This window comes from Dapis brunnea BLCC-M229 (genome assembly GCF_050015995.1).
Taxonomy (GTDB): domain Bacteria; phylum Cyanobacteriota; class Cyanobacteriia; order Cyanobacteriales; family Microcoleaceae; genus Trichodesmium.
In genome coordinates, this window is record NZ_JBNHEP010000253.1 from 1 (window position 1) to 25606 (window position 25606).

Here is a 25606-nt window from a genome sequence, read left to right on the forward strand (position 1 = left end):
TGTTCCCTGTTCCCTATCTCCTTTTTATATTTCCTTTACAAACAATCTCTAAAATAGCAGTTAGATGAATTAAGTAAACGTGGATAACATAGAAAAATAATGGTTGCTGACCTAATATAATTAATGGCTTAAAATAACGTATGTTTGATTTTTCAAAATAATAAAGTAATAGGATGGCTAGACCGAGTGTTATTAATAAATATAGTAAAGAAGGTGGATATTTATGACAATCGATAAAGGATAGTAAGGTATCAGGAAAGCTAGACTGAATTGACCAAGAATTGGGGTCCCCATAAATATTAGTTGCTCGAATAATAATAAAAGTAACAATCGTACCTAAACCTATTTTTCTTAATAGCTGAAGTCGCCGATATTTTTCCATTTCAAACAGCGTTCCGAACGCATAACCTAATGCCATTACTCCGATCCAAGGAATCAGAGGATAGAGGATAAATAAGCGAAACCCAGAAATTGGTTCAATCATTGTGCGCTGGTGAAGTATTGCCCACAACCAACCAATATTTCCTAGTTGCTCTGCTTGTACATTATCAAAAAGATTATGTCCGACTATGAGCAAAATTCCGATCGCGCCAGCGGAACGGAGTTCTATCGCTAAAATTGTCCGAGTAGGAAGATAAATTATTGCTGCCAAGAAAATCATCGAACAACCGATCGCCCACAATACTCCGGCAGCAGAAAAAATGTTACTCAGGTCAAACCTCCAGCTTAAACGCACTACTGTTAAGTCTAGAAAAATAAACCAACACCCCCGGAGCAACAAAAATTGAGAAAGTTGTTGTTTAGTTTTGCCACGTTTCAGGGAGAGATAAGCTCCTATTCCTGCTAGAAAAATGAATGTGGGGGCGCAAAGATGAGTTATCCAGCGTGTTAGAAATAGAGGAATGTTTGAGTGGGTAAGGTCTAAGGGGTTAAAGTTGGTATTAGAGAAAAATCCTCGTACATGGTCTAATGTCATCAGCACCATTACGAGTCCACGCAAAATGTCAATTGATATTATTCGTGGAATGCGGTCTTGATTTTGATTTTTCGATTCTAATACCATTTTAATAAGTTATAAATTCTTAAGCCCCCCTTACCAAGGGGGGTTGGGGGGATTGAACTCTTTTGTTTCCATACTCTAGTCTACCTCAATCAAAACTGCTATTGTTAGAAGAGGGGAGTTGGCTTGAGGCAACAAAACCCAACCTAAAAAGACTAAAATGCTCGTAATTTTTTGAGTCGATATAGAGAGTCTTTATACCACTTTTGATTTTCTTGTTGTTTGTATAAGTCGGCAACTTTTTTATAGTCTGATATAGTTTTTTCGGTATCCTTTACATGAATTAAAAGAGAAAATTAGCGAAATTTTCGAGAATGCATATAATTGGTTAGGGGGATTATTTAAACTGGAAAAATGGCTGTCAAAAGCTAAAAAATATTTTCCCGACGGATAGAAAACTATTAGCGGTTGGCTGGATGAGATTATTACTTAAGTACCATAAATACAATAACGAAATGTAAGTTCATAATAAATAATCAAAATTACATACAAAAAACAGAGAATTGTAGCACCCATCATAGCCTGACACTTGGATATAATATTGCTTATCATTAAGACTAAAATTAAAATAACTTCAACTAAAGTGGCAATGAATAAAGGCTGGAAAAAAGATTCTATCAATTGCATGAAAGATATTATTTGGGGGTATTTACATCGCACATAAGCTATAATAAACATAGAAGTAGGTCTTAGTCTTAGAATTCCATTGGCTGCTGAAATTTTTTTCAGAACATATAAATTACCAATAATTATTACTATTGTAAGTATAATGGTCAGTACAATAACAATTTTTCTGTAATTAAAACGCATCAGTTTTTCCTTGAGTGATTGATAGTGGGAAGGTAGGAGGTAGTTGGGATATACCCCCTAAAATATCTATCTTTGGGCTAAAGTCCAACTACAAACAAAATCTAACTTCAATTTATTCGCAGCCCTAAATACACTGATTATCTGCTTCAATATTAGTCTCTGGAGAATCAACAATTGGAGATGTATTCTGATGACTAGATTAAAATGACTAGATTAAAAGAATTAGATATAGTGGCATTAACTCAAGAGCGGCAACCAAAGCATTTTGAAACAGGAGAACCTATTACTCTATATAAAGGACAAGTAGGAACAATTGTCATGGAATACGATAACAACGTCTTTGAAGTAGATTTTTCTAATAATGACGGAAAAACTTATGCAATGGAAACTGTTCCCCATCATCAATTAATGCTATTATATTATGAATTAGTAGAAATAGCTTAGGTTATCCTTTGAAAAACTGAAACGATCCTACAGTGTCAGTCCAGTAGTCAGTCCAGTAGGGTGCGTTAGACGGCTAAAATCTTGACTGTGAAAAGAATTTTACAATCCGTCGTAACGCACCATTAGCGGTGCGTTACATTTCATTAACACACCCTACTGCTTCTACTACTATACCTACAAATTAATCCAACTGTTCCTCCCCAATATCGCTAATTGGAGCAGGTGCTGCTAGAGGCGATCGCAAATCTCCCACCATCTCTTGTATTTCCAATGGTGGAGGAGTTGTCATCCGAGACACTGCCAAAGTCACAACAAAATTCAATAACATTCCTACTGTACCAATACCCTGATCGGACAACCCTAAAAACCATGTTGGCATTCCATAGAATCTTACACCAACAATATAGATAGTCGTAAATACCAAACCAACTATCATACCACTTATTGCTCCTTCTCGGTTAGTGCGCTTATCAAACACTCCTAAAATAATCGCTGGAAAAAAAGTAGCAGCAGCGACACCAACTCCTAAAGTTGCTATCTCAATTACAAAACCGGGCGGGTTAATGCCAAAATAACCAGCAACAGCGATCGCTAATACTACCATTATTCTGCCCAACATTAATCTTTGTGACTCTGATGCTTCTGGGTTAATTAGGCGGTAGTAAATATCATGAGCAATGGCACTAGAAATCACCAATAACAAACCCGATGCTGTAGATAAAGCAGCAGCTAATCCTCCTGCTGCCACTAATGCAATTACCCAAGGAGGGAGTTTAGCTACTTCTGGAGTAGAGAGAGTGATAATATCCGGGTCAAGAATGATTTCATTAGTTTCTGCGTCTGGGGTCAATTGCAAACGACCGTCATTATTTTTATCGGAGAATTCTAATAAACCTGTATTTTGCCACTTTCTTGCCCAGTCTAACTGTTGCACTTCCTCCACAGTTTTATTGTGCAAACTATCTATTAAATTGTATCGCGCAGAAGCAGCTAAGGCAGGAACAGTTGTCGAAAAAATGGCAATAAACAATAATGCCCAACCTACAGAATATCTGGCTGCATTCACGTTAGGTACAGTATAGAAACGAACAATAACGTGGGGTAAACTAGCAAGCCCTACCATACCAGAAATAGTTATAAATAGAACATCTAGCATAGTTTTTTTGCTGAAAGCAGCAGTATATTCTGGAAAACCTAAGTCCACCTGAACTTGATTCAGTTTTTCTACAATGTCACCAAAGGTAAAAGCTAATTCTGGAATTGGAATATTTGTCAGAGCATTACAAATAGCAATAGCTGGTATCAAATAAGCAACAATAAGTATAAAGTATTGAGCAACTTGAGTCCAAGTAATGCCTTTCATCCCTCCTAAGATGGCGAAGAAGGCAACTATAACCATACCGATGACAACACCAACTTCAATGGGAACTTGCAAAAATCGACTAAAGACAATACCAACACCTCGCATTTGCCCGACAATAAAAGTTATGGATATAATCAGGGCAGCAATAACCGCAACGATACGAGCAATATTAGAATAGTAGCGATCGCCTATAAAATCTGGTAAGGTATATTTACCAAACTTTCGTAGATATGGAGCAAGCAGCAAACCCAAGAGTACATAACCTCCTGTTGCTGCCATTACATAATAAGAACCATCATAACCTAAAATTGACACTGCTCCTGCTATAGAAATAAATGAAACTGCCGACATAAAGTCCGCTGCTGTGGCAGCACCATTAGCAATAGCAGGTATACCTCTATCGGCGACAAAAAAGCCTTTACTATCTTGGACTCGCGATCGCCATCCAATGTAGAGGTAAAGCATCAAGGAAATTGTTACGAAGATAAATGTCCAAGTTTCTGTGGAAGAAGGAAGAAGCAAGAAGGAAGAGGGAAGAAGGAAAAGGGAAGAGGGAATAAACATTTAACAAAAAGTAAAAGAAATAAGAAGAGTAGGGACGTTCCATGGAACGTCCCTACAATATATTACAGCATATTAAGAAAGAAGGAAGCAATCTCAGGGTTTTAGGAGATTGCTTCCTATCGTCGCAATGACGACTATTCAATCGGATTCTATATAATATTCTCTGAGTACAGGTGGCACAGTGTAGAGATTTTCTTGTTTTTCGATGAGGGAACGCCGACACAATGATTGTAATGTGTTGAGTAAATCTGATGGTGACGTTTGTGTAGTTTCTAATAGTTGCGCCAGACTAATAGGTTGATTTTTTGTTGCTAAGAGTGACAGGATTTGTTTTTCTGGTTGGGATAGGCGATCGCTTTGTTGTTGTAAATTATCTTTTAAATCTTCTGGTAATAAAATTGCATCATCGGGCAATAACTCAATCAAATTTTCTTCCAATTCTTGAATTTGAGTTGCCACACTTTTTAACCATGAAGGGTTGCCTTGATAGAGGTGAATGATCTTTTCCCATTTTTCAATTTCTGTTAAACCATAATCTCTGAGTATTTCTCTGGCGCTGGCGAAATCTAAACCAGTCAGTTGCAAAATAGGAATTGGTGTTTTTTTGCTTTTGAGTTGAGGAAGTTTAATGGGTTGTTCCCAACCTATTAATAGCAGGCAACTTTGATGGGATAATTTTTCTATCTGTTTGAAAAAGCAGTCATAGTTTTCGTACCCTGGTTTGTATTTTCCTGCTAACTCCCCACTGCTGAAAAGGTGATGAATGTCATCCAAGATAACTAAACAACGATACTTCTGTAAATATTTGATTAGAGGTAAGGGTTTTTGTGTGTTTTCCAGTGCATTTTGTGGTTGAGACTCAGAGAAAAACTGAACTAAGTCAGTTTGAAATTCGGCAAAAGTGGGGGATGTTTCTAGACTGCGCCAAATTACATAGTCAAAATTATCTTTTATTTGTTGAACGAGTTTTACTGCTAATGTGGTTTTGCCGATACCAATGATACCTGTGAGTGCAATGAGGCGACAATGTTGTTGTAAAATCCAGGTTGTTAGGGTTTCGAGTTCAGTGGTGCGGTTGTAGAAGTCGCCTAAATCTGGCATTTCGTCTAAATCTTGATCTGGCGTTGCGGGTTGTTTGGGGTGAGATGTTTCTTGTTGAGTTTTGTGTGAGTTTGGTATATCTGGGGGGTGTCTTTGTTTTTGACAGATATTGACACTACCGCTCACATTTTCTGTGAAGTTTAAAATATTAGAGTTATGAAACCTCTCCATTGTGGAGCGAAAATTTGATTTATTTACATCTTCCCCTAATTCCTCTGAAAGAATTTTCCATAATTCTGCACCCACACCCCTAATGCAACTTTCAGAGTAGTCAAAATCTTCAGCTATTTGCCTGTATCTTTTGCGTTTTAGAGTTCCTTGCAATACCGCCTTTTGTAAGTCGTCTAAATGTTGGCCTGTTTTCTCAAAGACTATTTTATCGGCCATTTTTAAGGCTTCTTCTAGACTCATGGGGTTAGGAGATAAGGTTTGACTTGTATTATTGTTGACATTTAGAAACAGTTTAGTACATTTTCAACATTTTTGTACAAAAAGTAGATGCAATTAAAACAAAATATGGACAGAGCTAAATAATTTTTCACTAGGTAAAGCGTTATTATGTGGCTATTAAAAAAAATTCCAAATTGAAATGAAATAAAAGAAAGTAGTAACTTTATGCTCAACAATTTAACTCGTTTTTTCCAGGCTCTTGTGGCCACATTTGCAGGTATTTTTAGTTCTATTGCAGGTATTTTTAGTTCTATTGGGACTGCCAGTGCCGCAGTTGCAGGTGTTTTGAGTTTTATTGGTGGTCTTATTGGTGGTCTTATTCGTGGTCTTGGGAGTTATGCAATACAAAACCATGAATTCATAATCGGTCTAGCTGTTATAGGAGCATTCATATATGCTGTTATTGTACTCCGCTCAAAAGAAGGTACTTTAGAAACTAAAGCAACGAAGATTGCGGTTGTATTTTGTGGTGTATTTGCTGGTATTATGACAGGCGCTCAAATTTCAAACAACAATTTATCAAACGACGACAATGTTTCCACAATTCTTATTTATTTGGCAGATATTTATATTTATTAGTAAGTAGTCTTGGGGGTTCTGCAATACAAAATGATTAATTTAGCTATTATAGCAACATTCATATTTGTTTTGGTGTTATGGCAGCAACTCAAATTTCCAGCAGTAGTTTATAGATAAATAGCCTTAGTTTTTTCTAGAAAGTACAAAATGAAAAAGATAGAATTAGTTTCTAGAGTAATAGTATTTTTAGTATTAGTCATTGTTGTTACGTTTTACTTTAGAGAATACAGCTTAGATAGATACAATCAAGGAATACTGCTAGATAAAAAAGAATATATTTTAAACTTCGATGAATATAAAAATGAACTATTAAGTTCAAAAGAAAATTTCAGCTTACCTTACTCATTCACCGGCAGTTTTATAGCCTTACTAATCATTGTTGGCGGATATGAATTAATTGTTTTTGTTGTTAGCTTTTTGATAAAATTGATGGTTAATAATAGAGATAAAATAGATATTGACAAAAAATTATAGTCAGGAATTATCAGATTGTAGGTTGGGTTAAGCGACAGCGCAACCCAACAAAAACCTCTATAATATATCTTTGATGTTGGGTTTCGTTCCTCAACCCAACCTACATGAGCGATCGCTCTTCTACAAAAAAGAGGCCAGTATTTGTGCATCCGTGCCATAATCTGTGTGAGCACCTCAATCTAACCTACATTAGCGAGCGCTCTCCCAAAACTAACTTGCTGCCCAAAGAAGGGAAATATTGCTATATTGCCTGAACATTGAATCCGCACTCATAAGCGTCATGTCCTCTATCTGAGCTTGGGCAATTAGCATTCTGTCAAAAGGATCTTTATGATGTAACGGTAACGCAGCAGCTCCTAACGCATGAGCAGCAGTAATTTCTAAAATTTGCATATTTAACGACGCTATGCGACTATAAATGCAGGTATCTATCGGTTCTGGCAAAGATAATTTTCCATAGGCAACTTTGATTGCTATTTCCCAGACACTAGCAGCAGAAAACCACAATTCGTTACTTTCATCAGCAATACAGGTGGTTGCCTCTTCGTTTAACCGTTCAGGTTCAGCAAACCACCATAACCAGCACTGGGTATCCAATAACAGTTTCACTCTTACTCTCCCTCAAATGCTGCCATAATCTCTTCCGGCAAAGGTTCGTTAAAATCATCTGGCACTACAAATTTTCCTTTATCTTGCCCCAAACTAGCTAGTCGGTTAGATGAGGGAGAAATGGGAACCAACTTCGCGATCGCTACCCCTTGATTTAAAATAATAATTTCTTCTCCAGGTTTGATGCCAGATAATAACTCCGAGAGATTGATTTTGAAGTCGTTGGATAAGTTTTCTATCTGAAGTGTAGCCATTTTTGTTTCAGAATCACTTTTATATTACATTACCAGTTTAACTTAACTTAGGATATTTTAGAGATTGTAGTGGCACGTCAAGCCTTAAATGTTAGTTTAGGAAAATGCTACGATGCTGATTTTTCAAAGCTTGACATCAAAAATCTATTCCACCATTTTAAGCTTGACACGGCAGTAAGTTGGGTTAAGCGGCAGCGCAACCCAACAAGGACTTCTATAATATATCTATTATGTTGGGTTTCTTTCCTCAACCCAACCTACATCTGGGGGGTTGTGAATTGAAACATTCTCATCATCAACATGGAAAAATTTGTAGGGGCGGGTTTCACCAATAACCTTGATACATGATATTAATTCATCAAAACCCGCCCCGCACCTCATGCACCCATATCGCCTGGGGGCGGGTTTACTTAATCTTAGGGTAAACATGAAAATTCCTACTGAAACCCGCCCCTACTATTGCACCATTTTAATCCAACTCTTCTTCGCCAATATCGCTAATTGGAGCAGGTACAGCTACAGGCGATCGCAAATCTTCTACCATCTCTTGTATTTCCAATGGTGGCGGAGGTGTCATCCGAGATACTACCCAAGTCACAATAAAATTCAGCACCATTCCCACAGTGCCAATACCTTCAGCAGACACGCCGAAAAACCATGTTGGCATTCCAGCGAATTTGACACCTATAATATAGATAGTAGTAAACAACAAACCCGATACCATACCAGCGATCGCTCCTTCTCGGTTAGTGCGTTTGTCAAACACTCCTAAAATAATCACCGGGAAAAAACTTGCAGCAGCTAAACCGAAAGCAAAAGCTACTACCTGAGCAACAAACCCTGGTGGGTTAACTCCAAAGTAACCAGCAATAGCAATAGCAAACCCTACCATGACTCGCCCTACCATTAACCGTCGCGACTCAGACGCCCCTGGATCGATCATTCGATAGTAAACATCATGGGCAATGGAACTGGAAATCACCAATAATAAACCAGATGCAGTAGACAAAGCAGCAGCTAACCCTCCTGCTGCCACTAACGCAATTACCCAAGGAGCAAGTTTAGCTACTTCTGGAGTAGACAAAACAATGATATCTCTGTCGATCCTAATTTCATTAGTCTCTATATCTGGAGTTAGTTGGAAACTACCATCATTATTTTTATCGGTAAATTCTAATAAACCGGTATTTTTCCACTTTGTTGCCCAGTCTAACTGTTGCACTTCCTCCAAAGTTTTGTTGTGTAAACTGTCAATTAAGTTATATCGGGCGAAAGTAGCTAAAGCAGGAGCAGTTGTATACAAAATAGCAATAAACAATAATGCCCAACCAGCAGAATATCGAGCAGCTCTTACATTAGGAACTGTGTAGAAACGAACAATAACATGAGGTAAACCAGCAGTTCCCACCATCAGCGCAATAGTGATAAACAAAACATCAAGCATACTTTTGTTAGTAAAAGCAGCACTGTATTCTTGGAAACCCAAATCTACCTGAACCTGATTTAGTTTTTCGACAATATCGCTGAAAGTAAAAGCAAATTGAGGAATGGGAATACCTGTAATAACTGTCGCAATAGCAATAGCTGGAATTAGATAAGCAATAATGAGTACGCTATACTGGGCGACTTGAGTCCAAGTGATGCCTTTCATTCCACCTAAGATGGCAAAAAAGGCAACAATAATCATCCCAATAACAACACCAGTACCAATATCAACTTGCAAAAACCGACTGAAAACAATACCGACACCGCGCATTTGCCCAGCAACGTAAGTCATGGAGACAAAGATGGCAGCGATAACTGCAACGATACGGGCAACATTTGAGTAGTAGCGATCGCCCACAAAATCAGGTACTGTATATTTGCCGAACTTCCGCAGATATGGGGCGAGTAGTAGTGCTAATAGTACAAAACCGCCAGTCCATCCCATCAGATAGATAGAACCATCGTAACCCAAAAAAGAAATTAACCCCGCCATTGAAATAAATGAGGCGGCAGACATCCAGTCGGCGCCAGTAGCAGCACCATTGGCAATAGCAGGTACACCTTGGTCAGCGACGAAAAAGCCTTTACTATCTTTCACTCGCGAGCGCCATCCAATGTACAGATAACCCATAAAGGAAATAGTAACGAGTATAAATGTCCAGACTTCTGCACTCATTTAGTCTCTCCTGTCAGTATTAGATTTTTTATCGAGTTTATCCATGTTGTATTTTTTATCGAGTTTATCCATTTGAATGGCGTATGTAAAAATTAAGATTACGAATACATAAATTGAACCTTGTTGTGCCATCCAAAAACCCAAGGGGACACCAAAGAATTGAATAGTGTTTAAGGGTTGGACTAATAAAATGCTAAAAACAATTGAAACTAAAGCCCAAACTATTAGCAAGTTTCTGATTAATGCTGTATTAGCACGCCAGTATGCTTGGCGTTGTTCTTCGTTCATTTTTTAAGTTTTTGATTGATGATGGATATTTTTATCAGATTTTTTACCCAAAATCTGATTAATTTAGGACTTATGCAAAGAAACCCGGTTTTTATAGCACTACGCAAATAGGTTAGGACATTTCTAAATCCTGAAACCTTTTGATAGTCAACTGTTCCCTGTTCCCTCTCTTGGTGCGCGTTCCCTTGCGTCTGTCGCCGACGCGGGGTCGCACCGCTGTTCCCTATTCCCTATTCCCTAGCGCTATACAAGAAATCCTTAGCTAATAGCTGAAGCCATTTCAAAAGCTCTATACTTCTGACTTCTGACTTCTAACTTCTGACTTCTGTGAAATAGGTAGCTTGGCTTAATTCCAAGTATATTATTAAGGCATTATTTGGTATTTGGAAAAAATGTAATATTAGTTATCATTTCTGTAGCTTTTGTATGGTTATATTAATCTGGGAATTTAGAATATTTTAGAGACTGTTTGTAAAATAAGTATTAACAGAGCAAAGAGTTATTAAAATCTAAAAGCGTTAATACTTCAAGGGATTGAAATCTGGTAGATACAGAGGCGTTCGGTAGATACATTCCTAGATTTATAAATGAAAAATAGTTGTCTTTATTTATTTCTTCTTCCCTATTCCCTGTTCCCTATCTCCTTTTTATATTTCCCGATCCATTCAATCTCTTAAACATCAATTAATTCAATTCTTAAATAATAAATATTTACGACAATTTCTCAATCTAAGAAATTTATCAAAAATTTCTCAATCTAAGAAATTTATCAAAAAATTATCATCAACTCCAAAGCTTCTGTAATAGCAGATTTTTTCCAAGACTTAGGAGTAATATAGAGTTATAGTTAAGCAGACAAAAAGTATTGCTAGTAGTATAAGATAAAGTCTTTCTTTGAAGTTTTCATTTGCCCTAATTTATATAAGTACGCAAATAGGGCGCGGAAATTTATAAATCCTCAAACTCTTTCAGGGATTACCTCAAGCTTGTAACTTCTGACTTTTTACTTGTGCGTAGCAATATAGCTCTTGCAAAAATATTTCAATAAGTATATATTTTCATATATTGTAGATATAGCAATTAAAGCAAAGGTTAGGACATTTATAAATGGTCAAACTCAGTCAGGGATTACTTCTAAATTGCAAATTCTAAATTCTAAATTCTAAATTCTAAATATGGCATTCTATAACCATGATTCACTTAAGTCTGAACTGAACCAAAGAGGTTGGCGTTTAACTCCCCAAAGGGAAACTATTCTGCAGGTGTTTCAACGTCTACCTCAAGGTAAACACTTAAGTGCAGAAGAAATATATCATCTGTTGCTACATCAACAAGAACAAATTAGTCTGTCTACAATTTACCGGACACTACATTTATTGACCAAAGTAGGTATTTTGCGGGAACTAGAATTAGCCGAAGGACATAAACATTATGAGATAAACTCCCCCAACCTTCGTAAACATCACCATTTAGTTTGTCTTCAATGTCATAAAACCTTTGAGTTTAATGATGATTCCATACTGAAAATAAGTAAGAAGCAAGCTCAAAAAGAAGGTGTTGAAATGTTGGACTGTCAACTAACAGTTCATACTATTTGTATTGAGGCTTTACGCAAAGGTTGGCCTGCTTTAGTAGCTACCAATTGGTCTTGTCCAAGAACTAACTTGGGAATCAAGTCTAACTCAAATCATCAAAAGGCAACTTTGGAGGAGGAGGAGGAACTACCAAACGCTCAATAACAGCTTTATGACTCTCCCGGTTAGTTTGGACTTCTGCAGCGATCGCCTCAAACTTAATTTCCAAACAACCATAAGCAATATCCAGTTCTGTAATTACCTCTAGTTGCCCCATTCCATTCGGAATAAAATCAGTTAACCAACGTGGTCCAGCTACTATTGTTTGAGCTTGGCGATCGTAAACCCAAATCTTAACATAAATCCTAGGTAAACCTTCTGGTAATTTCACCCTCACTTTTACCGCTCGCCCCGCAATAACATCTTTACCCAGAACTTCTAAATCAGGAACTGGCAATGGTTGTTCATCAGGTAAAATATAAGGCTGTGTCGAAATTGATTCATCCTGCTGTTGAGAAATATTAGCTAAACCAAAATTCCATTGTTTATCTTGGTTTGGCAAAATTTCTTCTAGTTGTTCATCTTCGACCACAAATTCTTGCGCTTCCCAATTAATTTCATCATTATTGCCACTAGCAAATTCCTCATCATCAACCATTACACTTATAGAATCATTATCCGGCAATTCCTCTATTTCAGTTTTCTGCTTAGACTCTGATGTATTCTCTAATTCTGTACTATTCTCTGTTTCCTCCGTTTCTTGTAAAGAAGAAGCCTTCATCCATTGCAACAACTCAGAATCATTAATCAAGGAATAAGCCTTTGAAAAGAATCTATCCTCCAACTTCAAAGCCTTAAAATCCTTGTTTGTAGGATCAAATTTTGTCGGAAAGGCCACAAGATTTTGCTTAGTCTCAGGTGCTTCTTCCTCTTTTTCATTAAGAGTTTTGGACTCTGACTCTTTTTCTGGTTGTAAACTTGTCCGATCTTCAGACTGATCTGAATCTTTCCAAACATCATCTACTCGATCTGAATCTGTGAGAGAATTTGATTTTCTTAACAAATCATCAATCCGATTTGCATCTTTGGCCATATTATCCGGTAGTGGATTTCCAAATGTTGGTAATTCTAGTGATTCGGAATCTGATTCACCTGTACCAGATTTATATATTTGTGGTGGTAAAGGTTGCTCTTTATCTGTTTTCTGCTCTGGTTGACTCTGATTGATTTTTTCTACCAATTCTAGAAAAGAAGGGGGTTTTTGATCTAGCTTTCTTGCTGCTAAAGTTTGTTTTTCTAGAGTAATTCCTTGATGCTCATCTTCAACAAAATTATCATCAATTACTGCTAACAAATTCTGGAGTGGGGCTGTAATTGTGAAAGATTTATTGGCTAGAGTGTTTGTGTTATCTGTGAGGATAATTTGTCCTAATATTAGACGAGTTTTAATATTTTCCGGCACATTAATTGTACAGGCAAATACAATAGGTGTTACTTGCTCTGGTAAAGTTTGCTGTACTTCTATTAAAATTTCTGAAGTTTCAGGATTACGCAAACAAATTTTTAAGTTTCCATTGACTATCGGAGTATTATTCTCTGCAATAACAGAATCTTTTTTTGTTAAATCGTTCTGCAAGGGCAGGTTATTAAAGCCTTCATTAGATTGAATATTCTGATTTTGATTATCAAGAATTATCTGCCCAGATATAATTAATGCTTCACCTGATTTGGCAATGTAAGATGCTTGATCTAAGGTTAGCTCTAAAGGGAAATTTACAATAGAGTTAGTTTGGGTATTAGTATCTGTATCTGTTTCTTTATTTTGCTCTAGTTCTATTTCTTGTTCTTTCTGAAGTTGCCCCAATATTGATGAGTTATTGATTAGAGTTTCAGTTAGTTCTTTTAATTGATTCTCTATATTTTTTACTTCTTGGTTTTGACTTTGAATATTTGGCTGTTCTTGTTCATCACTATCTAGTAAATCAGTGATATTTTCCATACTTTCTGATTCTTTTGATAATGCTTGTGATTCATCTTGAATCTGACCATCCAATAATTCTATTTCATCTGATTTAACTACCTCAAGTTTTGGCAATTCAGGATTATTTTTGACTGTATTTTCCTCTAGATTAATTGCCACTTCATCTGTGTCTATTTGATCGGAAAAAAAGGATATATTTTCATTAGTAATCAAATCCTTTGGCTGAGGTGGGGAATCTGCTACTATATATAGTTCGTGATTCTGTGGTTCTAGTTGTTGTGAAAAATCTGAAGTATCATACTCAGTGGGCAATACTTCTAGATGGACAATATGTTGCTTTGTTTCTTTTGATGATGTGGTTAATTTAGCTTGACAACGAAATTCCCATTTACCAGGCTTGAGACGGGTAAAGGGGATAATAGATATGAGACCTTGAGAGTGGGTACGACTAGAACGTTTATGAACTCGCCTTACAGGTGGGATTTCTTCAGTAGAATCGTGAATAATCCGAATCTGGACTTCTGTATTGGCTATATGGGTATTAGCCACAATGCGATAGCGACCTTCTAGAATTTCCACATCGGCTGATTCTAAAGGTAGCCAGGTTTGGTCGCCCTCTTTCTGTAGCAAAAATTCCCAGTCTGACATCTACGGCTACAGCTTTACTTTACAAAATATATATTCTTAAGTTTATCTCAGATTATTAGTTATCTGAAGAATTTTAGAAGCTAAAAGTCATAATTTTTTTAATCTTAATATTTTCTGAATTTTTATATATCACAAATAACTATTTTTGTCAAGATAAATCTTGTAGAGAATACTTACTGCGGTTTTTTTATGGGTAGACCATAGTAGGGACGTCCCAATAAGGTTTTGTCCTGTGGGCATCTTACCCGCTGGTAGTGTACCTGACTGAGATAAAATTCGCTATAGGTCATATTAAATCCGCTTGCGCGTGGAGTGTTATTAGAAACCTGATTTATGGGAGACAGATGTCAGTCTGATAGGGGATCTAATACTTTCGCCTGAATAATATACTTTATACCCGTTACAAAAACAACATCTGAGTTCTGAGGTGCTAATAAGTAGATAAAAATATTGTTAAACCTGCTCATGTCTTGGAAAACCTTGCTAAACTGAGAGTAGAACAGCTAGGTAGAACATGAAATATTTCACCCCGAAAGAAGCCTGCAACTACCTTGGAGTCTCCATCTCAACTCTCAGAAGGTGGGACAAAGAAGGAAAAATCCAATCCATTAGAACTTCGTTAAGAATTCCAACCTAAAGTTGTTTCTATTTCCGTTGGTAGAGACATAGGATCGAAGGGTTTAGTAATTACTCCATTTACTCCCAACTCAAAAAATTGACGCCGATCATCTGAACTAACTTTCGCTGTCAGGAAAATTACTGGAATTTGCTTAGTGGCCTGATTAGCTCGTAATTCTTGAAAAGTAGCAAATCCATCCAGTTCAGGCATCATTACATCTAAGAGAATAGCATCTGGTTGTTCTAGTTCTGCTTTAACAATACCTTCTCTACCTGAACTACCAGTAATTACTTCCCAACCACCAACCATTTCTAAACTAAGTTGGGCGACTTCCCTAATATCATCTTGATCGTCTATTAGTAAAATTCGTTTTTTTGTCATCCGACTTCACGCTTGAAAAGTATTAGCTTTTTGACACTGTTGTTAGAACAGTTGCTGATAGATAAGAAACTTCTTATACCAATTATCCTACATTAATACTTAATTTGACGACTACTTTATACTTTAGTATTTTTTCCTAACACCTACCACCTACCACCTTTTTTCAGAATATCTAGGAAACTTAAATCATGTCAAACAGCAATGGATTTGTGCCTTCTAGGTTAGAGGGAAAAAATCCGTTCTACTAAACTTACTCAAACTTACCCATACATGGTTGCATGAATTTTGGAACTAGCTTCCTGTTTCACGCATATACCACTGACCGCAGTCGCCAATTTATCTTCTCCACAGGCTTCAAAACGGTGATAACCCCACCTACTTACCCACATAGTTTTCTAAGTTGACAGCAGCATTAAAGTCTCTGTCAGCACTAATATAGAATCCGGTTATATAATATATGTTTATAATTCTATAATTATTTCAAACTCCACACTCCCCACACTCCCCACACTCCCCACACTCCCCACCCCCAACTATATAATAAGTATTCAACCGGATTTGATATAAAACCACAGTTACTGCATTCGTATCGCCTCCCACTCAATGGCATTTTCTGTTGATGCCAACACTGAGAACATAATTGAGAACTTAGATAAAATCTATCAGCGATCGCTAACTCACTGCCATACCATTCACATTTGTATGTGAGCTGACGCTTAAACTCTTAAAAACCACAGTCTGCTATAGCACTTGCTAGCTTTTGGTGTCTTGGTGCGCGTTCCCTTAATCATCAATTCTTTCCCCCTACTCCCTACTCCCTATTCCCTCTTTTCTGGAGAGGTCTAATATACGATCAATTGCAGTCATTCGGGAAGACTATTGAATAATCCAATTGACCGAAACTAGAGCTAGTGAGTCTTCACGGCGTATTTGCTGGATGTGGTTAAATATATGCCCAATAAAATGATAAAAAATCCCAGGAAATTTAGCAAATTTAAGGTTTCTGAGAAAATTATCCAAGCAAAAATGCTAGTAAGGATAGGATTGAGCAGGAGGATGGTAGCAACTAATCCCGAAGATAAGCATTTAAGGCTATAACTAATCAAACCTTGAACCAGAATTATGGCCATACCCAAAATAATTAAGGTTAGCCATCCTTGCCAAGAGTGGGGAAATAATTCGCCCCTTGCTACCAGCAGAATTGGCAGGCAAAGAAAAGTTCCTAGCACACATATCCACGTTATTATTGCTGTAATACTCAACTTGGTTTGCAGTTTTTCAGCAACCAGTAGATATCCAGCCCAGAAAAGAGCCGAAAGTAAAGCCAGCACATCTCCTTCTAGTTTGTCAAGGGCAATGGAGAAGTCATTAGCAACAAGGAGAATTGAACCACTAAGGGCGATCGCTACTCCGATCAGAAACAGGCGGTCGAATTTTTGACCCAATAAACCCCATCCTAGTAAGGTCGTAAATAGTGGGGTGACACTGTGGAGTACTTCTGAGTTAGCAACGCTGGTTTGAGTCAGAGACCAAGCCCAAAATAATTGGAAACCCACAAATATTATTGCCAAAATTAGTAGCAGCAGAAAACTATAGGAATCAGGAAACAGTTTAATAGGAGGTGAGTTTTGAAGCGTTTCTGTAGGGGTGGGGATCGATCGCCGTTTGACAATCAATACTCCATTCCATAATCCAAGAACTACGGTAGCGATCCAAAAACGATTAAATATAGTTGCATTAGGGGAGATAGAACTTTCACTAATTCGCAGTAATATAGGCATGAAAGCAACCATTAATAGAGTAGTTAATATGGCAACATAAGCCTTTTTAACTTCGGCTTGGGAATAGTTTGACTCCGGTAATTCCAATTGGTTTGTCATTTAATTAATTGAGCTTAAAATTTCTAGTTTATGAGAATCATATCATGTCGGCTTGAATACTTACAGGACTTACGCAATCCCAACCAAGAAACCGGGTTTATTGCTTGATTATTTTCTCTCAAACTACCAAGCTTGTTGATAAACCAGAAAAGAAGAGAAGAGGTAATAATTAATTATTAATTAATAATTATTAATTATTAATTATTAATTATTAATTATTTAAGAACTGCTGTAATTTAGATTAAAAAACTCCTCACGTACAATATCAAGAACTTCATCAATATCTGCACGAGTGGTGCGAAAATTGACCATACAAGCTCGTAAAGCATACTTGCCAGAGATAGTAGTGTTGGAGAGATAAGCTTTTCCATTACGCTGGACGGCATACAAGATTTGAGCATTCAATCGATTCACTTCAGCATTAAGTGTCTCACTCTCAGTTTCATCTGCCAAGGCAAATTTAGCACCCAAAGAAGAAGGCACATAACGAAAACAGCAAATACTTAACTCGACTGGGGCTAGTAATTCAAAATCTTCTGCTGTATTGACGCATTCAGCAAAGTATTCTGCTAGAGCATTATTCTCGCAAATTGCAGCACGGATACGTTCGACCCCGTAGTAACGCAGTAGCATCCAGATTTTTAAAGCACGAAATCGTCGTGACAATTCTATGCTATAATCCCAAAACGTAAAAGATTCAGCCTCAGTTTCTTCGTGTAATTTCAAATACTCTCCAATCCCAAACGATAAAGAATCGCGAATTTGATCAGAGTTGCGAAACAACAAGCAACCGCAATCAATGGGCGTAAAGAGCCATTTATGGGCATCTATAGCAACGGAATCAGCACGATCAATGCCTTCAAATAAGGAGCGTTTGCCGGGGTCTAATGCTGCTGGTGCTCCATAAGCACCATCAACATGAAACCACAAGTTATATTCTTCAGCAATACTAGCAATTTCTGCTAGGGGGTCTACAGTGCCAGTCGATGTCGATCCAGCATTAGCCACAACACAAAAAGGTCGTAATCCTTTACTGATATCCGTTTCGATGCCTTGGCGCAAGCTGGATATATCCAGTCGGAAGTTGGCATCCGATGAGACTGTGCGGACACAATTTCGCCCCAATCCCATGATATCTGCTGCCTTGGAAATTGAAAAGTGGGCGCGCTCCCCTGCATAAATTATCGTGGGTGTCAAGTTCCACAAGCCTATTTCTGAAACTCGATTGGGGGATTTAACTCGGTGGGCTATCACTAAGGCATTCAAATTTGCCATGGAACCGCCACTGGTCAAAAAACCCTGGGAGTTCTCGCCATAACCGATGAGCGAACCCAACCAGGCAACAACAATTTTTTCTAATTCCGTTGCTGCTGGAGCGCCGCGCCAAGAGTTAACATTCGGATTGAGGGATGAGGCTATTAAGTCAGCAAAAGCTCCTACCGGAGTGGAAACCGAACCAATATAACCTAAAAAGCGTGGATGACCAGTGTGGCGAGTGGCCTCGAAAATAGAACGGCAATCTGCCATCAGTTGCTCTAGGGATTCCCCTTCTAGGGAAAGTTCTGAATTGAAGCGATCGGCAAACTCGGAGGCTGAAGTATATTGAAAAAGAGAATTTTTAGCAACCTGGGTAAAGTAGTCTGTTACTAGGGCAAGGGATTGCCTCGCAAGTTCATTTAGTGCCTCTTCTGAGAGGTCTAGAGGTAAGGAAGGATCGCTGTGCTGCACTTTCGTGTTAGAGTTGTTCTGGGAATTTTTCATCTACATCTATCTAAATTATTACTAATAATAACGTATTACAAAGATTATAATCTTGGTTGGTTGATTGAGCACTTAAAAAAAATAGTGGAATTATGAAAATACTATACTTTGTTTTTTTGATCTGAGAGCCTGTTTGTAAGGTTTTTTCAGCAATTAATAATTATTAATTATTACTCGTGGCCACATTGATAATTAATCAGAGAGTTTCTGAGTAGATGTACGCTTTTTAATTATTAATTATTAATTATTCATTATTCATTACAAAGAGGGTCGGCTTCAAAGCGTGAATTGTTGAATGAATAATTAATTGACTATCAACTCTTAATTATTGAAGTAGCAGTCAGCACTCAGCTATCAGCTATCAGCTTTTCATGGTGTATAATGGGGGTTTGAATCCCCCAAAAAAGCGCACCACTAATTTTTCCAACTCTTGTGGGAAACTTAAACCCTCAGGTCTGAGCGCTGATAGCTAAATGCTGAAAGCTAATAGCTAGTTAATTATTAATTATTCGGTAAACTATCGTGCATCTAGATTCTAGATTCCCTTTTGCCTGTTGCCTTTGACAACAATTTGGATATATGATGTAAATGCTGAACACCTTGGTGGTGTACAAGTAGTGATTTTTGCAGTTGGACTCCTGAAAGTGAAAGGACAAATTCTGCGAAATGTCGATGCGGTAGTATTTTGTACCGGCTACAAAAACGAAGTTGCCGGTGAGTCCATTCGATTATTTTGTCAGATCTAGTCCAATATCATGTCCGGATAATCAGCGATCAAAAAGTTTTTGTTTGTGGTGGGGCTTGAAGCCCATTAAATATCTATCTTAGGGCTAAAGCTCTACTACGAGCTTTAATTATAACTATTCAACCGGACATGATACAAAAGGTAGTGCAATTTATGGGTTTAAGGTTGTAGTTAAGGAATTGGTGAATATGTTGTATTTTGCCAAAAATTTGACAATGAAAAGGATATAATTTAATCTTCACTTTATTTGGATTTTCCCAACCTGGTTAAAAATATTCGTACTCAAAAATGAAAAATTATCAACAGATACCAAGTTTAGAGAGTCAAGACAAAATAGTTGTTCAAGACTATTTACGCGATTCAACAATTTGGGATTGCATTACCCCTAGAGTCAGCGATATTGTGATTGCGTCTTGTTACAAATCAGGGACAACTTTGACCCAACAGATTATTAATCTTTTGGTACATGGTCACGATGAATTCGATAGCCTTCATAATTTAAGTCCTTGGGTAGAACATCAGCATGACCCTTTAGATCAAAAGATTGAGCAAATAGACAAGTTACCCAGTCGCAGATTTTTAAAGACCCACCTATCTTTTAAAGCATTACCCTATTATCCAGATTGGAAATACATTTGTTTGGTTAGAGACGGTAGAGATGTTGCCATGTCTTTGTTTAATCACCTTCATGCTCTGACTCAAGAAGCACGACTGACCTCTCCGGTTCAATTCTATAATCTCTCATCTAATTTTGTAGAATTTTGGGAGGAATGGTTACAAACTGGAAAGCCTTATTGGGATTGGTTTGAATTTATCAAAAATTGGTGGGAATTTCGTCATTTTCCTAATATATTGCTAGTTCATTATAGAGATTTGATTCACGATAAGCCAGCTCAAATTGAAAAAATTGCTGACTTTCTCAAGATTAACCTTGACAGACCCCTAAAGGATACAATATTCTATAAGTCTTCCTTAGAATACATGAAACAAAATTACGAAAAATTCAAGCATCCAGACTTTGAAAAACACGGATTTATTAACAAAGGAATTAATGGGCGCTGGCAAACTTTATTAAGCCAAAAGCAGATCAAAGAGTATGAAGATATTTTGGAGCAGAAGTTAGGTTATGCTTGCGCTTTGTGGGTAAAAAATGGCGGGAATTTTCTAGCAATGTCAACTATTTAGCTATTTGAATATGCCAGAGTTGAAATAAATTTTTCAACCAGCTAAAGGCTAGTTTATTTTGTAGAAGTTTATGATATTTCTATCTTTATTCTAATAGCAATAATCCAGATTACTAGGCTTTTCCAGACGTATTCTCTAGTTTTTCCAGTCAAATAGACTTAGATGGTTAAACTTAGAGAATCTACTTAGTAGAGAAATGAGGTCATCAAGCATTATTATATGATAGTTATCTCAAGTAAAATTTGTCAAACGAAACTCCTGAAATATTACGTCTTGAATATAAAGCTCAGTGGTACGGTTCTAAATTAGTAGTAGTTGATAGGTTTTTTCCACCATCAAAAACTTGCTCTAACTGTGGTTTATGCATAAGGATATAGCAGTCGAAACAAAAGTTAGAACATCGATCAATGTTCAAACTCAGTCAGGGATTACTTCTAACTTCTGACTTCTAACTTGCGCGTAGCGCTATATGCCATTAGATATGAGAATGTTTAACGGCTCTAAATGCGATATATACATATTTGTCAAATTATGTTACCTTTTGTGTCAGTTTTATAAAATAGGAATGAGAATTATGAACTCAGAAAACACTGCATATATGTTTAGCGAACACTCTGATAGAGAAGCAATGTTGCAAATGATTGATGGCTTTAGAATAACACAAGCTATCTATGTTGCTGCTAAATTAGGAATTGCAGATTTACTGAAAGATGGTCAGAAACATTGCGATGAACTAGGAGCTAAAACAAATATCAAAAGCGATAGTATGTATCGTCTATTACGCGCTTTGTCAAGCTTGGGAATTTTTTCTGAAACTGATGATAGATGTTTTCAGTTAACCTCAAGGGGGGTTTATTTGCAAAGTCATGTGCCTCATTCCCTGCACACGATGGCTTTAACCAAAGGAGAGTTGATGTATCCCATCTGGAATAATTTACTTCAGAGCATAAAAGCAGGTGAAACTGGCAGTGAATACTTATACGGCATGGATTTTTATCAATACTGTCAAGAAAAATCTGGCGTACCCAAACTCTTTGATGAGTGGATGACAACTGAAACTGAAATAGAAAAAGAGGCTATTGTTGAAGCTTACGACTTTTCTTCAATTAAGACTATTGTTGATGTCGGAGGTGGCGAAGGAAGGTTACTTGCTGCAATTCTCCAAAAGAATCCAAATCTCAAAGGAATCTTGTTAGAGATGCCTCACCTTATCAAAGCAGCGAGTAATTTGCTTGAACAAAGTGGTGTCACAGAAAGATGTGAGTTGAAAGATACAGATATTCTCAAGTCTATTCCGACGCGAGGAGATATTTTGATAATGAAACATATTGTTGAAAATTGGCAGGATGACCTAGCAACGGTTGTTCTTCAAAATTGTTACCAAGCCATGAACGAAGGAGATATTTTGTTGGTTTGTGAATCTGTGATTCATTCGGGTAACGAGCCTTCTATAACTAAACTTAGAGATTTGGCAGGGTTTGTTATTACGTCAGGAAAAGAACGAACAGCACAAGAATACAGACAATTACTAGAAAAAACTGGATTTAGAATGGATAGCATTATTCCTACTCGGGGAAATATCGACATAATTAAGGCAATTAAATAATAAACTAAGCTAGTGGTCTCTCAAGTTTGAATTGATGGGTAAATTCGCCGAAGCTTGATAGGAGTATCTTCTGTTGTAAATTGCCAATCAATCCAACCCACATTCGGCACTTCATTTGGTTGTTTCTTTTGCTCAGAGTTGGGGGTTTCTACTTGGGTTTCTCAACTTTGTTAGAACAACCAATGATTGTTAAGCTAGAAAGGCTAACGAGTAGGAAAAATTGATAAATTTTTTTGTGGTACATCTTGTTAGTTCTTTGGTAAATTTTCCTTTTGAATTTCAAAAGTTTCAGGTAACTGGGTGCCCAGTATTATAGTTCTTGAGATTATCAATATACCACGGCGTTGCCATTTCTGAAAATACCTCTATACGGCATTGTTTTCGTACCTACCTACTTAGGGCTTGCTGAAAAAATTGGTTGCTGAGGTGAGTACAGGGGGACGCGGAGACGTGGAGACACGGAGATGGGGAGAACAAGCAAAGGTTTCGGTCATTTTATATGAAGACATTTTCTGAAATTTTAGCAGAAAATCTCAGTATTTTGAGGCAAATAAGAGCGAATAATATCATGTACGGTTGAATACTTACAATGCATGAGGAGGTAAGGCAGAAGGCATCTCCCCTAACCCCCTTTGAAAGGCTAGGGCTGTTTCAAAGTATCGTGAGTTAACAATTTAAGGAGAACAAGAGATGAGAGGGTCAGAAAATAGAGAAATTAGCCAAAATTTGCCGATTTTTCAGCCCGAATTGTGTTATTAAATCTGCTTCAATTCCCTCAAAGCCACAACAATTGGTTAATTAACTTTTAATAATAATTGATAAATATTGGGGAAAATCTTGGTCTATACAAATACTTGACAGGAGATGTCTCTTTGACGAATTCAATAATTTATGAACTAAAAATGGTATCGAAGTTATTTATTCTGACTCCTCAAAAAAAACCTAGATATTTGTAGTAAACATTTATCAAACTGGTATTAATCATACATTTAATCCAAAATTGGTAAAGTTATAAAAAAAGTGCTGCCTTTTCCCAAAGTACTTTCTGCCCAAATTTGGCCTTCATGTTGTTGTACAATACTACGACAAATAGCTAAACCCAAACCAGTGCCTCCCTTTTGGCGAGAGTCAGAAGCATCAACCTGTTGAAAGCGACCAAAAATACTTTCTATCTTGTCAGCAGGAATACCTCGTCCTCGATCTTTGACTGCAATCAAAACTTGATAACCAGAATTAATTCTATAAGCTGGTGCTACAGCACAATCACTGTGAATCCCGGAAGTCAAGTTATTCGAGTTATCAACTTGATTTTGATTGATTCGTTGTTTGCTGGCAGTTAAGCATACTGTTTTTCCTCTAGAGGAATATTTGATAGCATTACTCAATAGGTTAGTCAAAGTTTGAATTAATTTGTCGGCGCATCCCCACAAGTTAGTATCTATTGGTGTTACTGATAAACTAACTCCTGTTTTCTCTGCGATAGGTTGCATTTCATTTGCCGCTTGCATCATTAACTCAGAAACATTGCAAGTTTGTTTTACCATTGTGACTTGATTAGAATGAAGACGCTCTAAGTCTAAAATGTCGTTGACTAACCTTACCAAACGATCGGTGTTAGCAACAGCAATATCTAGCATTCTTCCACCTCTTTCTGGTGCTTGATTTAGTAATCCACTTTTCAGTAAACCTAAAGCACCGTGAATGGAAGCTAGAGGAGTGCGTAATTCATGACTAACTACAGAAATAAATTCATCTTTCATTTGTTCGACAGCAAGTCGTTCTGTAATATCTTTAAATGTCACAACCGCACCGATAATTTTTCCCTGTTCTACAATAGGTGTACTAACATATTCTACAGGAAAAAATGAGCCATCTCGTCGCCCAAAAAAATCATCAGTAACTTGACAAACTATTCCTTTTTCTAAGGTTGTTTGAACAGGACAAACTCGAGTATTTTTTAGTGTCGAACTTATGTCACTTTTGTTGTTAGTTTTACCTCCATAAATTATGAAACTCCAGTCATTATTTACCAGTTCTTTAATCGCATAACCAGTCATTTTTGCTGCAGCAGGATTAACAAAAGAAATTTTACAAAACATATCTATCACACAAATTCCTTCTCCCGCTGAATCTAAAATTAATTGATGTTGGTGACGGAGTTGTTCCAAAGATTGTTCTACTTGTTTGCGATCGCTAATATCACGGGCAATAGTTGATACTCCTATGACATTATCTTGAGCGTCTTTAATTGGAGATATTGTTAAAGCTACATCTATGTGTTTACCATCTTTTCTGAGATGTACAGTTTCATAATTATCTATACCGATACCCGCAGTAATATTTGTTAAAATTTGAGGGATTTCATTGGGTCTTTCTGGTACAGCTAACATTGAAATAGAACGACCTTTTACTTCAGAAATAGAGTAACCATAAATTTTTTCTGCTCCTGAGTTCCAACTATGGATAATTCCTACTAAAGTATTACCAATTATTGCATCATTAGAGGATTCTACTATAGAAGCTAATCTCTTCATGGCTTTTTCTGTTTGCTTTTGTTGTGTAATGTCACGCCCTAAAACGACAATTCCATTCCGTTTTCCATCTTCATAAAATAAGGGCACTTTAATTACATCATAAACTTTTACACTACCATCTTTTTTCTGAATTAACTCTTCACTCCTCGACAAACTTCTTTTGTTCCATGCTTCTCGATCGCTACATTGGCAATTTAAAAGAGCTTCTTGATAAAAAGGACTGTTTTCTGCTAATTCAGTATCTGACTTACCATGATAATCTAGTTTTTCTATCTCAAATAATTCTAGCATTGACTTATTAGCTTCTAGCCATTTTCCTGTACCATCTTTAAAACAAACAATATCTGGCATCGCATTAATTAAAGTGCGAAGCTTTAGAGAAGTTTCTTGGTATGTTTTAACCAGTTCTTGTAAAGCTTTTTCTGCTCGTTTACGTTCCCCTATTTCCATTTTTAATTGAGCATTATTAGCTTTGAGAGATGCTATTAAATCTGTTTTATTTTTAGTGGTATCTTTAATCATTTTTATTCACCAT

The 25606-nt window shown here is 36.9% G+C and carries 22 protein-coding genes and 1 pseudogene; 8 read left to right on the plus strand and 15 right to left on the minus strand.

Annotation, left to right across the window (positions count from 1 at the left end; translation table 11 throughout):
- Positions 1-13: 13 nt before the first annotated feature.
- The gene (locus tag ACP6PM_RS29160) at positions 14-1063 is read right to left on the minus strand and encodes an acetyltransferase domain-containing protein (protein ID WP_426590383.1); all 1050 of its coding nucleotides are present in this window, start codon (positions 1061-1063) and stop codon (positions 14-16) included.
- A gap of 1011 nt (positions 1064-2074) precedes the next feature.
- Between ACP6PM_RS29160 and ACP6PM_RS29165 the strand changes: the two genes are divergently transcribed.
- The gene (locus ACP6PM_RS29165; RefSeq protein ID WP_426590384.1) at positions 2075-2314 is read left to right on the plus strand and encodes a DUF4926 domain-containing protein; all 240 of its coding nucleotides are present in this window, start codon (positions 2075-2077) and stop codon (positions 2312-2314) included.
- A gap of 181 nt (positions 2315-2495) precedes the next feature.
- On the opposite strand, the gene ACP6PM_RS29170 is transcribed toward ACP6PM_RS29165, so the two are convergent.
- Both ACP6PM_RS29170 and ACP6PM_RS29175 read right to left on the minus strand, forming a co-directional pair.
- On the minus strand, positions 2496-4241 hold the full coding sequence (locus ACP6PM_RS29170) for a sodium:solute symporter family protein (RefSeq protein ID WP_426590385.1): 1746 nt from the start codon (positions 4239-4241) through the stop codon (positions 2496-2498).
- 138 nt (positions 4242-4379) lie between these two features.
- Complete coding sequence (locus tag ACP6PM_RS29175; protein ID WP_426590386.1) at positions 4380-5753, minus strand: helix-turn-helix domain-containing protein; 1374 nt, start codon at positions 5751-5753, stop codon at positions 4380-4382.
- A 204-nt stretch (positions 5754-5957) separates the two neighbouring features.
- Between ACP6PM_RS29175 and ACP6PM_RS29180 the strand changes: the two genes are divergently transcribed.
- On the plus strand, positions 5958-6371 hold the full coding sequence (locus tag ACP6PM_RS29180) for a hypothetical protein (protein WP_426590387.1): 414 nt from the start codon (positions 5958-5960) through the stop codon (positions 6369-6371).
- A 147-nt stretch (positions 6372-6518) separates the two neighbouring features.
- A complete protein-coding gene (locus ACP6PM_RS29185; RefSeq protein ID WP_426590388.1) occupies positions 6519-6845 on the plus strand; it encodes a hypothetical protein in 327 nt (108 codons plus the stop codon).
- A 210-nt stretch (positions 6846-7055) separates the two neighbouring features.
- Here ACP6PM_RS29185 and ACP6PM_RS29190 read toward each other — a convergent pair whose 3' ends face one another.
- The 5 genes from ACP6PM_RS29190 to ACP6PM_RS29210 all read right to left on the minus strand — a co-directional run bounded on the left by ACP6PM_RS29190 (position 7056) and on the right by ACP6PM_RS29210 (position 10157).
- Positions 7056-7454, minus strand: coding sequence for a type II toxin-antitoxin system VapC family toxin (locus ACP6PM_RS29190; protein WP_426590389.1), 399 nt, complete (start codon positions 7452-7454; stop codon positions 7056-7058).
- Positions 7455-7456: 2 nt separating this feature from the next.
- Positions 7457-7708 carry a type II toxin-antitoxin system Phd/YefM family antitoxin gene (locus tag ACP6PM_RS29195; protein WP_426590390.1) on the minus strand — a complete coding sequence of 84 codons (252 nt, stop codon included), beginning with the start codon at positions 7706-7708 and terminating at the stop codon, positions 7457-7459.
- 228 nt (positions 7709-7936) lie between these two features.
- The gene (locus tag ACP6PM_RS29200) at positions 7937-8089 is read right to left on the minus strand and encodes a hypothetical protein (protein ID WP_426590391.1); all 153 of its coding nucleotides are present in this window, start codon (positions 8087-8089) and stop codon (positions 7937-7939) included.
- Between the two features lie 88 nt (positions 8090-8177).
- A complete protein-coding gene (locus ACP6PM_RS29205; protein ID WP_426590392.1) occupies positions 8178-9869 on the minus strand; it encodes a sodium:solute symporter family protein in 1692 nt (563 codons plus the stop codon).
- On the minus strand, positions 9870-10157 hold the full coding sequence (locus ACP6PM_RS29210; protein ID WP_426590393.1) for a DUF4212 domain-containing protein: 288 nt from the start codon (positions 10155-10157) through the stop codon (positions 9870-9872). It lies immediately after the preceding gene.
- A 1175-nt stretch (positions 10158-11332) separates the two neighbouring features.
- Between ACP6PM_RS29210 and ACP6PM_RS29215 the strand changes: the two genes are divergently transcribed.
- Positions 11333-11896, plus strand: a complete 564-nt coding sequence (locus ACP6PM_RS29215; RefSeq protein ID WP_426590394.1) for a Fur family transcriptional regulator — start codon at positions 11333-11335, stop codon at positions 11894-11896.
- On the opposite strand, the gene ACP6PM_RS29220 is transcribed toward ACP6PM_RS29215, so the two are convergent.
- Complete coding sequence (locus tag ACP6PM_RS29220) at positions 11835-14360, minus strand: hypothetical protein (RefSeq protein WP_426590395.1); 2526 nt, start codon at positions 14358-14360, stop codon at positions 11835-11837. The two genes, ACP6PM_RS29215 and ACP6PM_RS29220, sit on opposite strands and share 62 nt — an antisense overlap.
- Before the next feature lie 514 nt (positions 14361-14874).
- Here ACP6PM_RS29220 and ACP6PM_RS29225 point away from each other — a divergent pair.
- On the plus strand, positions 14875-14997 hold the full coding sequence (locus tag ACP6PM_RS29225) for a MerR family DNA-binding transcriptional regulator (protein WP_426590396.1): 123 nt from the start codon (positions 14875-14877) through the stop codon (positions 14995-14997).
- Here the strand turns inward: ACP6PM_RS29225 and ACP6PM_RS29230 are convergent.
- The 5 genes and pseudogenes from ACP6PM_RS29230 to ACP6PM_RS29250 all read right to left on the minus strand — a co-directional run bounded on the left by ACP6PM_RS29230 (position 14980) and on the right by ACP6PM_RS29250 (position 19001).
- The gene (locus ACP6PM_RS29230) at positions 14980-15360 is read right to left on the minus strand and encodes a response regulator (RefSeq protein ID WP_426590397.1); all 381 of its coding nucleotides are present in this window, start codon (positions 15358-15360) and stop codon (positions 14980-14982) included. The genes ACP6PM_RS29225 and ACP6PM_RS29230 overlap by 18 nt on opposite strands.
- A gap of 260 nt (positions 15361-15620) precedes the next feature.
- A complete protein-coding gene (locus ACP6PM_RS29235) occupies positions 15621-15749 on the minus strand; it encodes a hypothetical protein (RefSeq protein ID WP_426590398.1) in 129 nt (42 codons plus the stop codon).
- Between the two features lie 179 nt (positions 15750-15928).
- A pseudogene (locus ACP6PM_RS29240) lies at positions 15929-16117 on the minus strand (zinc ribbon domain-containing protein); the annotation flags it as partial.
- A 151-nt stretch (positions 16118-16268) separates the two neighbouring features.
- A complete protein-coding gene (locus ACP6PM_RS29245) occupies positions 16269-17240 on the minus strand; it encodes a DMT family transporter (RefSeq protein ID WP_426590399.1) in 972 nt (323 codons plus the stop codon).
- 219 nt (positions 17241-17459) lie between these two features.
- On the minus strand, positions 17460-19001 hold the full coding sequence (locus tag ACP6PM_RS29250) for a pyridoxal phosphate-dependent decarboxylase family protein (RefSeq protein ID WP_426590400.1): 1542 nt from the start codon (positions 18999-19001) through the stop codon (positions 17460-17462).
- 1033 nt (positions 19002-20034) lie between these two features.
- Between ACP6PM_RS29250 and ACP6PM_RS29255 the strand changes: the two genes are divergently transcribed.
- The 3 genes from ACP6PM_RS29255 to ACP6PM_RS29265 all read left to right on the plus strand — a co-directional run bounded on the left by ACP6PM_RS29255 (position 20035) and on the right by ACP6PM_RS29265 (position 22537).
- Positions 20035-20931 carry a sulfotransferase domain-containing protein gene (locus tag ACP6PM_RS29255; RefSeq protein ID WP_426590401.1) on the plus strand — a complete coding sequence of 299 codons (897 nt, stop codon included), beginning with the start codon at positions 20035-20037 and terminating at the stop codon, positions 20929-20931.
- A 242-nt stretch (positions 20932-21173) separates the two neighbouring features.
- The gene (locus ACP6PM_RS29260; protein WP_365674077.1) at positions 21174-21308 is read left to right on the plus strand and encodes a zinc ribbon domain-containing protein; all 135 of its coding nucleotides are present in this window, start codon (positions 21174-21176) and stop codon (positions 21306-21308) included.
- Between the two features lie 197 nt (positions 21309-21505).
- On the plus strand, positions 21506-22537 hold the full coding sequence (locus ACP6PM_RS29265; protein ID WP_426590402.1) for a methyltransferase: 1032 nt from the start codon (positions 21506-21508) through the stop codon (positions 22535-22537).
- 989 nt (positions 22538-23526) lie between these two features.
- Here the strand turns inward: ACP6PM_RS29265 and ACP6PM_RS29270 are convergent.
- The gene (locus ACP6PM_RS29270) at positions 23527-25593 is read right to left on the minus strand and encodes a PAS domain-containing sensor histidine kinase (RefSeq protein ID WP_426590403.1); all 2067 of its coding nucleotides are present in this window, start codon (positions 25591-25593) and stop codon (positions 23527-23529) included.
- Between the last annotated feature and the right edge of the window lie 13 nt (positions 25594-25606).